We start from the raw sequence: 13710 nt of genomic DNA, 5'->3' as shown, positions 1-13710 counted from the left end.
CAAAAGCCGCCTTGCCAGCGCATTGGCGGCTGAAAATACAACAAACGTTCGTTGGTGTTCTCATCACCTGCAAAGGTGTGACTTACCGATCGTCCTGATGGGCCTGCAGCACCGGTGAGTACCAGCACGCCGCCGCCTCGGTTATGCGCTGTAGCTGGGATTCGTCCAGTACTCTGCACAGCCGCTGCAAATAGGGATCGCTTCCCTCGCCCTCCTGCTGATAACCCCCCACCCAGGCCGCCAGCAAATTGTTGCGGGCTTTGAGCTGCGTGGCCTCATCACTGAGGAACTGATGGCTTTTCTTATCAAAACAGGTGCTGATCCAGGCGCCCCCGCTTTTAGTCAGGAGCATCAAGGGTTCGCGCATTCCTTGCAGATAACCTTGCATGTAGCGCGCTAACTGGGCCGTGGCGTCATCCGGCGCAACGGCGTGGAAGCACCAGTAGCTCTGCTGGCGGCCAAACATGCGGCTTCTGCCGTTACCGCCCAGTGCACAATAAACTAAATGTTCGAGCCACAGTAATAAACCATCATTGATATTCAGCACGCCTGGCCGCCAGCGCAGTAGCCCGTCACTCTGCACCTGAGTCAGCCAGCCGGACAGGCTGACGCCGTCCAGATCCAGATTGATTTCCCAGCTTTCCCCTTCGCTACGTTGAGAGGTGACGTCTGCCGCCACCTCCTGCATCTCTTCACGCTGAGCCTGCCAGAACAGTTCACCAAACGCGCCATAAGGTAAGTTTCCGGCAGCGCGGTGATGGGCATAAAGACGATCGGTGTCCTCGCCTGTTACCAGTGCATTCAGCAGTTGGGCATTAATCTGGTAACGCTCCAGGCTATCCAGCGCAAAGGGTTCGCTGTCGGGGAGTTCATTTTCTTCAAGCCAGAAACTCACGCCCAGGCGTTGCTGAAACCAGGCCCGCACGGGATGACGCCAGAATCGCAGGAACTGTTCAAGGGCTAATGTCTCTACGGGCGGCGTGAGCAGGGGCTGAACGAAATCGGGCTGGGGCTGACCCGTACCCCGCGCGGCGGGAAGCCATTCGCGGGCAAAACTGTGGGCTGCCGACGCGGGCTGAAAGTTCTCGGGCGCGAACGGCATCCGGCTGTGTAAGTGTTCCAGATGCGCCCTGACCCGGCGCGCGCTCTCGTCCAGATCCTGGTCTTCATCGCCTGGCAGATAAAAACTTTGCCCAATATATTCCAGTAATTCTGTGACCAGCACGGACGGATAACGTTCGGTATTGTCCTGTATCGCGCGTCCGATATAGCTGATATAGAGCTGTTGCTGCGCGGAGATCAGGGCCTCCAGAAACAGGTAACGGTCGTCATCACGGCGGCTACGGTCCCCTTTACGCGACTGCTGTTGCATCAGGTCAAATCCCAGCGGCGCCAGGGTACGCGGATAAACGCCATCGTTCATCCCCAGTAAACACACGACGCTAAACGGGATGGAACGCATTGGCATCAGGGTACAAAAGTTGATTTGTCCGGCGAGAAAACGCTGACTGATACGCTGCTGGTCCAGTCGGCCGCGCAGATCGTCGCGCAGCAACACCACCGGAATGGGCTCATCGAAGCGTGCGTCCATGCCGTATTCAATCAACGCCTTCCACTGCTCTTCCACCAGCAGCAGTGCAGCTTCAGTTTCGGGATCGGCCGTAAAGAATGCATTGAGCAGCTCGCGGCACAAAGGCAGCCACGCTTCCAGCGGGCGCGGTTCGGACAGCACCTGACGCCAGTGGTTGAGCCGCGACAGCAGCTCAGCCAGATGACCTGCCAGTTCGGCCACCAGTCCACTTGACTCATCGTAGGGCAGGATGCCCTGCCAGTCGCCATGCTGGCTTTCCATCGCATAGCCAAGCAGCATGCGTTGCAGCCCAAAGCGCCAGGTATGCTGACCGGTAACCGGCAGGGCCAGTGCCTCAACGCTGGCATCATCCAGCCCCCAGCGTACGCCCGATTCGCTCACCCAGCGCCGCAGTAAACGCAGCCCGCTTTCGTCAATCGAGAAGTGGTTCGCTAAGGCGGGCACGTCCAGCAGCGCCAACACATCTTCGGAGACGAAACGGCTGTCGGGCAGCGCCAGTAAATGCAGAAAAGCCACAATCGCCGGATGCGCCTGACTGGCACGGCGGTCAGAGATGGCAAATGGCAGATAACGTTCGGCCGGAGCATTAGCAAACACGGCCTGAATAAAGGGCGCATAGGCGTCAATATCGGCGACCATGACAATGATATCGCGTGCTTTTAGTCCGGGATCCGCCTCCATCCGCGCCAGTAAATGATCCTGCAACACTTCCACTTCGCGTTGGGCACTGTGGCAAACCTGTATGGCGATGGAACGATCCGCTGGATCCAGACAACGCTTTTGCCCACTGTAGGCCAGTTCGTCGGCCGTCAGACCGATCACGGCCTTGTCCTGCAGATTGAGAAGATCGTGCTGCATGCTGTGCAGCAGGTTGTCTTCCTCTACATCGACAAAGGCATCAATTTCACTGTTAAGATCCATCTGGCTGAGCAGGTAAAGGTTATCGCGCCCCAGCTTGCCCCAGGAAGCCAGGAGCGGGTTCGTGAGCTGCTGCTCGCCTTCGTCACTGAACAGCGCAGGCGCACGCGCCACATCGCTAAACAATCCACGATACTCCTCCCGATCGTGGCGGCGACGCTGACGACTTTGTAACTTCGCCAGAAAAGCATAATCCTGAATGTCGCCCCAGTAGTCGCGGCAGGGATTCGTGAACAGCAGATAGATATCGATATGTCGCCCCAGCGCCTGTAACGCCTGAAGGTAGACCGGCGGAAGCGCTGATATGCCGCAAATAAAAACCCGTTCGGGCAGGTTGGCTGGTGGGGTCTGCGTCTGCTCCAGCGTATGGATAAAGCGCGCATAGAGGTTGGCACGGTGCCATTTAGGCTGGCCCAGCTCCTCGGTGTAATTCACTAAGTCACGCCATAGCGCCGCCTGCCAAATCTGGGCATCGCCCAGGCCGTCGATGTGCTGACCCCGCTCCCAGCTGTTCAGCCAGTCGGCGCGATAAACCAGATACTGGTCAAACAGGTCAGCGACGCGGGCACTGAGCTGAAACAGTTTGCGCTTGTCACCATCATCGCTCAGGTAATGACGCAGTGAGGCAAACTCATCCTGTAGCAGCAGCGAGGGTAAACGGTGCATCAGCTTCCAGCTCATGCTGGCTTTGCTAAAAGCGCTCTCGACCGGAATGTCCGGCAGTACGCGAACAAACATTTCCCAGATAAAACTGGCCGGTAGCGGAAATTCAATATTCGCCGCAATGCCAAAGGTGTGCGCCAGCTCCATCTGTAACCATTGCGCCATGCCCGGACTTTGTACCAGCACCATTTCTGAGGCAAAAGGATCGTCAAGCGGATCCAGTTTAATCACTCTGGCTGCCAGGCTTTTGAGCAGATCAAGCTGATTAGAGTGATAAACGTGAAACATGAAAACTCCTGTGGAAAATCAAAACGGCATAGCGACCTCAGAGGATACTCACTCTACCGCGTATCGCATTTCAAGCCTACCAAAAGGCGGGTAAGCATAATGCCCTAACCGCTTAACAGGTTAAACGCATCAGGCTGGCGTGACGTTGATGCGGCCCGCTTACCTCGGCTTTTTCCAGCACACAGCCTCCCGGACCTTGTGTTTTCTCGAAACGGGATTGCCAGCCTGGCACCTCGTGGCCAAGCAGTCGCTGCTCTGCAACGCGCCAGGCTTCTCGTTGCTGCCACTGCTGACTGAAACCCAGCGTCAACACCCGGTGATACTGAAGCAGAGCGCTGGTGCTCACAGCCATCAGTAGCAGGGCAAACAGGGCTTCCGGCAGGCTGAACCCACGCGCGTCAGAAACATTGCTCTGACGCGGCCAGCGGGCAGTAGTCAATCCAGCCCTGCGGCAAAGGGTGAATGGTGCTGCCCTGCACCCGTACCCAGCGCCACAGGGCCATCTCGCCAGTGCGGTCTTCACCTTTAAGTAATCCTTTGTCATCTGCGGTTCTTTGCAGGCAGCTCTGCCAGCCATACTGGTTCTCCTGTTGGCAGAATAACGGCGGCTGCTCGGGCCACTGTAAGGTCAGCCCCCACTGCAGCGCCGACTGCGCCTGCCAGAATCCCTGAATGAAACGCTGCTCATCGGCAACCCCGCGCATCCCCTGCGTCAGCATGTCGCGGCTGGCGTGTAGCGTTATGCCGCCTGTCAGCATGATGATTAACACCATCCCCAGCGCGCTGTTGCCCTGCGCCTTCACAAATTCATGCCCTCTACCCAGCGCACCACTGTTTCCTCCTGCTGACCCGTTCGCCCCTGCAGCATTATCCTGACCCGCTGGCCTTCCCGCTGCAGTTCAAAGGCTTCCACAGAGAGAAACGCGGGGTCGGACAAGCGCTCCCAGCCATTGCCATTGCAGTTATCCACACCGCGTTGCATCTCCAGCTGCTTTTGCCGCAGCCGGTAGCCGTAATAGTCGCTTTCACCATGGCTGATATCTTCCCAGCGACCGTTGCTGTTCTCATCAAAGCGGATAAGCAGACAGCTCCCGGTTATTGTTAATCCTTCACGGCCACATTCTCCCGGGCAATAGCCTGCCCGTCGCACGGCTTTTTCCAGTGTAGACAACATCTGCTGCAGCTCCGTTTGCAATTGCACCCGCTGTTGCAGACGGAGGTTCTCCCCCAACAGCAGCGGCATAAAGCGCCCTGCGCCCACCATCAGTACCGCACTGATGGCCATCGCAATCAGCATTTCCAGCAGGCTAAATCCGGCCACTTTCATTCGCAGCCTGCTTCCTCTGAGGAGCACAGGCGAATCCGCGCCCGTGACGAGATAATCAGCCGGATTCGTCCCGCTGGATTGACCAGCTCAATGCTGCCCGCTCTGGCCACGTTGCGACGTCCGTAAAAGCCAGGCTCACCGCGCAGCGGCTGCAAGGTCACGCCCGTGTGCGGCGCAATAAAATGCAGGCGTCTGGTGGGATCACAGCCGTTCACCGGCGCATCGCCAACGCCTAAGCACCAGGGCTGCATGGTTCGCGCCCACAGCACAAAGTCGCGGTTTTGCCAGTTGGCCTGAGCCCGTACGCTGAGCAAAAAAAACTGCAGCTGGCGAGCGCTATCCCGTAATTGTTGACGCTGCTGCCAGCGCTGCCAGCCCTGAGTGGCAAACGCGCTGAGAATGCCGACAATCACCATGACAAACAGTAGCTCTGCCAGCGTAAACCCTTTTGATGTTGGTCTTTTCATGGCAACAGCGTGCGATCTGGCGGGCGGGATGGCAATGAGTAAAAGCGGGAACGGGAAGCGGCGCTGCAGACTATTTCAACTGCATGCCGTGTTTGAAGCATCGTTTGAGATCATCGCCGCAAAGCGCCGGGCGGAAAGATAAAAAAAGCCCCAGCATGCAACGTCATACCGGGGCTTATTATCAGGAAAACGTCAGACGGCAACCGGGGCTTTAATCGCCGGATGCGGATCGTAACCTTCAATCTCGAAATCGTCGAAGCGATAATCGAACAACGAAGCAGGTTTTCGCTTGATGACAAGCGTCGGCAGCGGTCGCGGCTCACGTGTCAGCTGCAGACGTGCCTGCTCCAGATGGTTGCTGTAAAGGTGCGTATCGCCCCCGGTCCAGACAAAATCACCCACGTCCAGATCGCACTGCTGTGCCACCATATGTACCAGCAATGCATAGCTGGCGATATTAAACGGCAGCCCCAGGAAGATATCGCAAGAGCGCTGATAAAGCTGACAGGAGAGTTTACCGTCCGCAACATAGAACTGGAAAAACGCATGGCAGGGTGCCAGCGCCATTTCATCCAGCTCGCCGACGTTCCAGGCTGACACAATAATGCGGCGGGAATCCGGATCGCGTTTCAGTTGTTCAATCACCTTGGTGATTTGATCAATTTCCTGACCGCTTGCCGTGCCCCAACTGCGCCACTGCTTGCCGTAGACTGGCCCAAGATTACCCTGCTCGTCTGCCCACTCATCCCAGATTGAGACGTTGTTTTCTTTCAGGTAACCGATATTGGTGTCGCCCTGCAGAAACCACAGCAGTTCATGAATGATGGAGCGCAGGTGGCACTTTTTTGTGGTGACCAGCGGAAAACCATCCTGCAGATTAAAACGCATCTGGTGACCAAAAATTGAAAGCGTGCCTGTACCGGTACGGTCAGATTTTGGTGTGCCTTCGTTCAGCACGTAGCGCATTAAGTCCAGATACTGTTTCATTTTTCCTCGTGAAGTTGTTGCTGCGGGCGACGGCGGTACGCCCAAATCATCATAATCACACCGGCAATAATCATTGGGATCGACAGGAGTTGCCCCATGCTCAGTCCACCGGTGAGCAAACCAAGCTGGGCGTCTGGCTGACGGAAGAATTCAACAATAATGCGGAATGTGCCGTAGCCAATCAGGAACAGGCCAGAGACGCTGCCCATCGGGCGAGGTTTACGAATAAACAGGTTCAGGATAATGAACAGCACGATGCCTTCAAGAAACAGCTCGTACAGCTGTGAAGGATGACGCGGCAGCACGCCATAGGTGTTCAGTAAGGCCTGGTATTGTGGGTTGTTGGCCGCCAGCGCGATATCTTCGCTGCGCGAGCCGGGGAAGAGCATGGCGAAACGGAAATTGGGATCGACACGGCCCCAGAGTTCACCATTGATAAAATTACCCAGGCGACCGGCGCCCAGGCCAAAGGGAATAAGCGGCGCAATAAAATCTGAGACCTGGAAGAAATTACGTTTGGTGCGACGCGCAAATATCAGCATCACCAGGATCACGCCAATCAGCCCGCCGTGGAATGACATACCGCCATCCCAGACTTTGAACAGGTAAAGCGGATTATCGAGAAACAGCGGCAGGTTATAAAACAGCACATAACCAATACGCCCACCCAGGAAAACGCCCAGGAAGCCCGCGTAAAGCAGGTTCTCTACTTCCTCTTTTTTCCAGCCGCTGCCTGGCTTGTTGGCCCGACGCACCGCCAGCCACATGGCGAAAACAAAACCCACCAGATACATCAATCCGTACCAGTGAAGCGAAAGCGGTCCGATCGAGAAGATTACCGGATCGAACTGCGGAAATGCGATATAGCCGTTATTCATCATTCACCGTTTATTTTCAGCCCTGAAAAGGGGACGTGATGTACATAAATTAGGGCTGGGCATGATAGCACAGCCAGTTTTCTGAGTAGCCGCAGAAATGTAACCTGGGTTAACGACCGCCGCGAATCAGGCCGCCCAGGCCGCGCTCTTCCATAAACGCCGAGACCAGCTGACGCACATCTGACGCTGAACAGGCTTTGAGCGCCTGGATACTGAGTTTCTGGACTTCTTCATAATCCAGGTGACGCAGCAGATATTTAACGCGTGAGACATTCTTGCCGTTCATGCTGAGATGGTGATATCCCATCCCTATCAATAGTGCCACACACATCGGATCGCCCGCCATTTCACCACATAAGCATAATTCCAGATTCGCCAAATGGGCTTCAATAGAAATTGCCTGTAGCGCACGCAGCATAGCCGGATGCAGCGAATCATACAGGTTCGCCACGCGGGTATTGTTACGATCCACCGCCAGTAAATACTGCGTCAGGTCATTGGTCCCGACAGACACAAAATCGACGCGCGACGCGAGGTGCGGGATCATAAACAGCATAGAAGGCACTTCAATCATAATCCCGATGCGCGGCGCCGGAATGGTATAGCCGAGCATCTCTTCCACTTCTGTCCCGGCACGCTGAATGAGCCGCCTGGCTTCGTCTATCTCATCGATATGGCTGATCATCGGCAACAAAATACTCAAATTGCCTGACGCGGCGTTAGCACGCAGCATCGCGCGCACCTGCACCATAAAAATCTCTGGTTGGTCGAGCGTGAGACGAATGCCCCGCCAGCCCAGGCAAGGATTCTCTTCACTGATCGGCATGTAAGGCAACTGCTTATCTGCCCCGATATCCAGCGTGCGCAGCGTAACCGGCTTTTCGTGGAACAGCTGCAGCATGCCCTGATACTGAGCAACCTGCTCTTCTTCCGATGGAAAACCGCTTTGCAGCATAAAGGGAATTTCAGTGCGGTAAAGGCCAATACCGTCAACCCAGCTGCCCAGCGTTTGCTCATGCTCCGGGCTCAGCCCCGCGTTCAGCATAACCTGTATACGTTGACCGCTACGCAGCTCGCCCGGCCTGTCCACGCCGCCTTCAGCCATTTTGCTGAGGGCATTTTCTTCACTGATTAGCCGCTGGTACTCCTGCACCAGAACCGGTTCAGGATCGATCAGCAGTTCACCGCGATAGCCATCGACAATCAGCAAACGTTTATTTAACTGACTGGGTTGAATGTCCGCACCCATGACGGTCGGAATGCCCATCGCCCGGGTCAAAATGGCCGCATGGGAGTTCGCCGCGCCGTCGCGTACCACAATCCCTGCCAGACGCTCGTGCGGAATTTCCGCCAGCGTTGTGGCGGTGAGTTCGTCAGCCACCAGCACGAAACGCTCAGGCCAGGCGTTCACGCCTACCAGAGAATCATCGAGATGGAACAGCAAACGTTGACCCAACACCCGCAGATCGCCGGCGCGCTCTTTCAGATAGCTGTCCGTCAGGCTGGCAAACTGGGCGGCAAACTTTTCAATGACGGTTTTGACCGCCCACTCGGCAACGGATCCCCGCTCGATCTCTGCGAAAAGATCCTTTTTCAGGCGTGCGTCCGTTAACAGGTGCGAGTAGAGATCGAAGATCGCCGCACTCTCTTTTTGCGCGCTGGCGGTAAAGCGTTTACTGAAGCGACGGAATTCACTGGCGGCTTCGGCCATGGCCAGCGACAAACGCTCGCGTTCACGCTGCGGATCCAGCGTTGAGGCGGCAGAAACCTGATCGAGTAAGGGCTGGGTTTCGTCTACCCAGCCCGGCGCGACGGCAACGCCTGGGGCGGCAGCAATAGCCCGAATGCGTGCCAGACGATATTGACCAAACAACTGACTCAGTTGCGATTGCGACAGTAAGGCAGCCAGCTGCGTGGCCAGGGTAACGAGAAACGACTCTTCACTTTCGTCAAACTGTCGATGTTCACGCTGCTGAACCACCAGCACGCCCATAAGCTGGCGGCGGCTGATAATAGGCACGCCAAGGAAAGAGCGATAGCGCTCTTCCTTTACTGAAGGAATGTACTTAAAGCTGGGATGGCTCTGCGCATCGGCAAGGTTAATCGGCTCAGCGAGTCGCCCCACCAGACCGACAATACCTTCATCAAACGCCAGCTTGACCGTTAGCCCACGCGGTTTTTTCAGACCGCGTGTCGCCATCAGGTAATAACACCGGCGTTCGTGATCGGCGAGGTAGACGGAACAGACTTCCGTTTCCATCGCCAGGCAGATCTCATTAACCAGAATGTCGAGTGCTTCATTCAGACGTGGCGCACTCGCCACCTTTTCAACAATTTCTCGCAACTGAGTGAGCATAAAGGGCGTGGCCTATCCTCTTTTACGTCGATGGGCAGGATGATTTCGCTGCACCGCACTCTCCTGCATGGACATCACTACGCCAGCGAACTCTTTCATCACCCGACGATAAACATCGCGCTTAAAGGAGACAACCTGACGGACCGGATACCAAAAGCTTACCCACCGCCAGCCGTCGAATTCCGGCGTGCTGCTGTGCTGCACATTAATGTCTGCGTCATTACACATCAACTGCAGAAGAAACCACTTTTGTTTCTGACCAATACAAACCGGTTTTGTGTCCCAACGCACCAAACGTTTTGGCAACTTGTAGCGCAACCAGTTACGGGTAGATGCAAGTATTCGAACATCTTTGCGGTGTAATCCGACTTCTTCGAACAGTTCGCGATACATCGCCTGTTCCGCGGTTTCACCGGGATTGATGCCTCCCTGAGGAAATTGCCAGGAGTGCTGTCCAAAGCGCCTGGCCCATAACACTTGCCCCTGCCTGTTACAAATTACGATACCAACATTCGGGCGGTAGCCATCATCATCGATCACTGGACTACCTCAAAAGCTAAATTTGAATGGTCTGATTGTTTCACACTCCTTACAGGCGGTAAACCACTGGATTTGCGGGCGCTTTGAGGCGTAAAGTCGGGATAACTCACAGACTCATGCGAAGTTATAAACAAAAGGCCGTAAAAAGAGAGATCTTATTCACGTTTTCTGTGGATAGCTTTGTGCAGAACACGGGAGTTAACTGAATAACGTACCAGGATGAATCTGAAGGTGCCAAACACCAGACCACGACTTCCTATTGAAATATAAAAATTTTTTTTTGCCCTGCTGCCTTTTACCCTGGCGGAAAGGAGGCGGATAATTCCTTCGCGCTGACAATTGGCTAAAGATCCATCACAATGCTTTTTATCCACAGCGATCGGCTCAAGCTTGCATCAAACGGCTTAATTTTTGTTGAAAAACAGTAAAGTCAAGGCTGTAAATGGAACCAGTAGGCAACCTGAAACGGGGTTATCCCATTTTTCTGTGGATAACTGGGCTTAAGATCCTGTTCATTATTGAGAGCAAGTTGGGATAACCTGCGACATTCGTTGGAGCCTGCCAATTTCGCTGTAAAAAAAAGTACTATGTTTCATGTTATTATGTGAGTTATACCGCGTTCTTTCCTGTGGAAAACCTGAGGCTGCCGCAGGCTGCTTAATTATTAATCATTATGAGTTATTCACATGACATTCCTTCCCGGGCCACCTGAAGACGAGTCAACACTGTTATCGCGCGCCCAGTCACTGGCAGGTTTAACGCTGCAAACCCTGGCCGGTCAGGCAGGCATTCCGATACCGGCCAACCTGAAACGGGATAAAGGCTGGGTCGGAATGCTGCTGGAATGGCATCTGGGTGCCAGTGCGGGCAGTAAAGCAGAACAGGATTTCGCACATCTGGGAATTGAACTAAAAACGATCCCTGTCGATCGCTATGGTAAACCGCTGGAAACAACATTTGTTTGCGTTGCGCCTCTCACCGGAAACAGCGGCGTCACCTGGCAAAACAGCCATGTCCGCCATAAGCTGGCGCGCGTCCTGTGGATGCCGGTAGAGGGCGAACGTGACATTCCGTTAGGCGAACGTCGGGTTGGCGCGCCGCTGCTGTGGAGCCCCGACGCGCAGGAAGACGAGATGCTGCGCCAGGACTGGGAGGAGTTGATGGATATGATCGTACTGGGTCAGGTAGAACGCATCACCGCCCGTCACGGTGCCTGGCTGCAGATTCGCCCCAAGGCAGCAAACAGCAAAGCCTTAACGGAAGGGATCGGCGATCGCGGGCAGCCCATCATGACGCTGCCACGCGGTTTTTATCTCAAGAAAAGTTTTACAGGCCCGCTTCTGGCACGCCATTTTCTGGTCTGACAACCTTATTCTCGCGTCCCTGGCGTTATTTAAATGTGAGTTAGACAAATTTGGTGCGTATAATCTTTGTTTAATTTTCGTTTAGGATATGAGTGCAGGTATGTTCGAGTGGATTACCGATCCCAACGCCTGGCTGGCGCTGGGCACCCTGACCATTCTGGAAGTGGTTCTGGGCATTGATAACATTATCTTTCTGTCGTTAGTGGTGGCAAAACTCCCCAAACATCAGCAAGCCCGCGCACGCCGTATCGGTTTAATGGGCGCAATGCTGATGCGTCTGGGTTTACTGGCCTCTATTGCCTGGGTCGCAAGACTGACCAACCCATTGTTTACCCTCATGGATCATGCTTTTTCAGCACGCGATCTCATCCTGTTGTTTGGTGGATTATTCTTGCTGTGGAAGTCCAGCATGGAGATTCATGAAACGATAGAAGGCGAAGAAGCCGAGCACAAAACCAACGTTCACTCTTTCATGGGTGCCATTGTTCAAATCATGTTGCTCGACATCATTTTTAGTCTCGACTCCGTTATTACGGCCGTGGGCCTCTCCGACCATTTGTTTATTATGATGGCGGCAGTGGTAATTGCGGTATTAATGATGATGGTCGCTGCCCGCAGTATTGGCGAGTTCGTTGATCGTCATCCATCGGTCAAAATGCTGGCTCTCTCGTTCCTGATTTTGGTGGGTTTTACCCTGATCCTGGAAAGTTTCGCGGTGCATGTACCAAAAGGTTACATTTATTTTGCCATGTTCTTCTCGATGGCCGTTGAGTGCCTTAACCTGATGCGCAGTAAGAAAAAAACGCACTAATGTTGTCAAGGGCGGCTCCGCGCCGCCCGGTTATTTTCAGATTGATACGATTAACCCAATCGGTAAAAGGATTTATTACTACACTTTTTGCAGTGGACGATTCGTGAGGATGAGCATAATGAAAGGGCTGAGTAAAATTGTATTATTGGCCGTTGCTGCGGTGACATTGGGTGGATGCAGTTCCAATTATGTTATGGCAACAAAAGATGGCCGGATGATTATGACCGAAGGGAAACCGAGCATTGATAAAGAAACGGGGCTGGTGCAATACACCGATCAGTCAGGCCATACGGTGCAGATCAACAGTGACGACGTTTCTACCATTATTGAACGTTAGATGCGAAAAGTATCGGCCTGTCGCCCCTCCCCCGCGTCGGCAGGCTATTTCTCTCTGTTATCCCCCTTTCTTAGCCGCTACGCCTCGCGCTATAGTCCCTGAAGTCATATTACTTATCCCTACAGAAAAGGAAGCCGGCAATGCACTATCACCGTATCCCCCATAGCTCGCTGGAAGTGAGCCAGCTTGGATTGGGCACCATGACGTTTGGTGAGCAAAACAGCGAAGCCGACGCCCACGCTCAACTGGATTTAGCCCTCAGTTCGGGCATCAACCTGATTGATACTGCCGAGATGTATCCTGTTCCCCCGCGGCCCGAAACTCAGGGGCTGACCGAAAAATATATTGGCAGCTGGTTAAAAAAGACCGGTAGCCGAGACAAAATCGTTCTTGCCAGTAAAGTTGCCGGCCCAACGCGCGGCAACGATGCGTCGATTCGTCCTAATATGGCGCTGGATCGCAAAAATATTCGCGAGGCGCTGGATGCCAGCCTGAAACGTTTAAACACCGACTACATCGATCTGTATCAGCTTCACTGGCCGCAGCGTCAAACCAACTTTTTTGGCAAGCTGGGCTATCAGTACAGTGAGAACAGCGTCCCTGTCACGCTGTTAGAAACGCTGGAGGCTCTGGCTGAGCAGGTGCGGGCAGGTAAGATCCGCTATATCGGCGTGTCGAATGAAACGCCGTGGGGCGTCATGCGTTATCTGCAGCTGGCAGAAAAGCATGAACTGCCGCGTATCGTCTCTATTCAAAACCCCTACAGCCTGCTAAATCGCAGTTTTGAAGTGGGCCTGGCGGAAATCAGCCAGCATGAAGGCGTGGAGCTGCTGGCCTATTCCTGCCTGGCGTTTGGTACGTTGAGCGGTAAATACCTGAATGGCGCGCAGCCCGCGGGTTCACGTAATACCCTGTTTAGCCGCTTTACCCGCTACAGCGGTGAGCAGTCTCAACTGGCGGTGGCGGAATATGTGGCGCTGGCCCAAAAACATCAGCTTGATCCTTCACAAATGGCACTGGCGTTTGTTCGTCAACAACCTTTTGTGTCCAGCACCCTGCTGGGCGCAACCACGCTGGATCAGTTAAAGATCAATATCGACAGCGCCAACGTAACGCTCAGCAATGAGGTTCTGGAAGAACTCGAAGCGATCCATCGCCGTTACACCTATCCAGCCCCCTGACG

The 13710-nt window shown here is 54.4% G+C and carries 13 protein-coding genes; 4 read left to right on the top strand and 9 right to left on the bottom strand.

Annotated features, from left to right (window positions below; genetic code table 11):
• Positions 1 to 82: 82 nt before the first annotated feature.
• The 9 genes from recC to rppH all read right to left on the bottom strand — a co-directional run bounded on the left by recC (position 83) and on the right by rppH (position 10015).
• The gene (gene recC / locus AAIE03_RS01235; protein ID WP_015699608.1) at positions 83 to 3460 is read right to left on the bottom strand and encodes an exodeoxyribonuclease V subunit gamma; all 3378 of its coding nucleotides are present in this window, start codon (positions 3458 to 3460) and stop codon (positions 83 to 85) included.
• Between the two features lie 112 nt (positions 3461 to 3572).
• Positions 3573 to 3899 carry a prepilin-type N-terminal cleavage/methylation domain-containing protein gene (locus tag AAIE03_RS01230; protein ID WP_019104747.1) on the bottom strand — a complete coding sequence of 109 codons (327 nt, stop codon included), beginning with the start codon at positions 3897 to 3899 and terminating at the stop codon, positions 3573 to 3575.
• Positions 3859 to 4263, bottom strand: coding sequence for a DUF2509 family protein (locus tag AAIE03_RS01225; RefSeq protein WP_014594478.1), 405 nt, complete (start codon positions 4261 to 4263; stop codon positions 3859 to 3861). Before AAIE03_RS01225 ends, AAIE03_RS01230 begins: the two co-directional genes overlap by 41 nt.
• Positions 4260 to 4787 (bottom strand): prepilin peptidase-dependent protein, encoded by a 528-nt coding sequence (locus AAIE03_RS01220; protein WP_498562711.1) that lies wholly within the window; start codon positions 4785 to 4787, stop codon positions 4260 to 4262. The genes AAIE03_RS01225 and AAIE03_RS01220 overlap by 4 nt, the downstream gene beginning before the upstream one ends.
• Positions 4784 to 5254 carry a prepilin peptidase-dependent protein gene (locus AAIE03_RS01215; RefSeq protein ID WP_028723277.1) on the bottom strand — a complete coding sequence of 157 codons (471 nt, stop codon included), beginning with the start codon at positions 5252 to 5254 and terminating at the stop codon, positions 4784 to 4786. The genes AAIE03_RS01220 and AAIE03_RS01215 overlap by 4 nt, the downstream gene beginning before the upstream one ends.
• A gap of 192 nt (positions 5255 to 5446) precedes the next feature.
• Positions 5447 to 6241 (bottom strand): thymidylate synthase, encoded by a 795-nt coding sequence (gene thyA / locus AAIE03_RS01210; RefSeq protein WP_014594480.1) that lies wholly within the window; start codon positions 6239 to 6241, stop codon positions 5447 to 5449.
• The gene (gene lgt, locus AAIE03_RS01205) at positions 6238 to 7119 is read right to left on the bottom strand and encodes a prolipoprotein diacylglyceryl transferase (RefSeq protein ID WP_024471441.1); all 882 of its coding nucleotides are present in this window, start codon (positions 7117 to 7119) and stop codon (positions 6238 to 6240) included. The genes thyA and lgt overlap by 4 nt, the downstream gene beginning before the upstream one ends.
• A gap of 109 nt (positions 7120 to 7228) precedes the next feature.
• Complete coding sequence (gene ptsP, locus AAIE03_RS01200) at positions 7229 to 9475, bottom strand: phosphoenolpyruvate--protein phosphotransferase (protein ID WP_028723278.1); 2247 nt, start codon at positions 9473 to 9475, stop codon at positions 7229 to 7231.
• A 12-nt stretch (positions 9476 to 9487) separates the two neighbouring features.
• On the bottom strand, positions 9488 to 10015 hold the full coding sequence (gene rppH / locus AAIE03_RS01195) for an RNA pyrophosphohydrolase (protein ID WP_013026988.1): 528 nt from the start codon (positions 10013 to 10015) through the stop codon (positions 9488 to 9490).
• 686 nt (positions 10016 to 10701) lie between these two features.
• On the opposite strand from rppH, the gene mutH reads away from it, so the two are divergent.
• The 4 genes from mutH (at position 10702) to AAIE03_RS01175 (ending at position 13708) form a co-directional block, all read left to right on the top strand.
• Positions 10702 to 11379: a DNA mismatch repair endonuclease MutH gene (gene mutH / locus AAIE03_RS01190; RefSeq protein WP_028723279.1), complete on the top strand. Its 678-nt coding sequence runs from the start codon at positions 10702 to 10704 to the stop codon at positions 11377 to 11379.
• A gap of 100 nt (positions 11380 to 11479) precedes the next feature.
• Positions 11480 to 12190, top strand: a complete 711-nt coding sequence (locus tag AAIE03_RS01185; protein WP_014605139.1) for a TerC family protein — start codon at positions 11480 to 11482, stop codon at positions 12188 to 12190.
• A gap of 118 nt (positions 12191 to 12308) precedes the next feature.
• On the top strand, positions 12309 to 12527 hold the full coding sequence (locus AAIE03_RS01180) for a YgdI/YgdR family lipoprotein (protein WP_014594481.1): 219 nt from the start codon (positions 12309 to 12311) through the stop codon (positions 12525 to 12527).
• A 140-nt stretch (positions 12528 to 12667) separates the two neighbouring features.
• Positions 12668 to 13708 (top strand): NADP(H)-dependent aldo-keto reductase, encoded by a 1041-nt coding sequence (locus AAIE03_RS01175; protein WP_014594482.1) that lies wholly within the window; start codon positions 12668 to 12670, stop codon positions 13706 to 13708.
• Positions 13709 to 13710 lie beyond the last annotated feature (2 nt).

This window comes from Pantoea sp. Ae19-2 (genome assembly GCF_059801205.1).
Note: the sequence above shows the minus strand (reverse complement) of the source record. Positions and strands in the feature narration are given on the sequence as shown.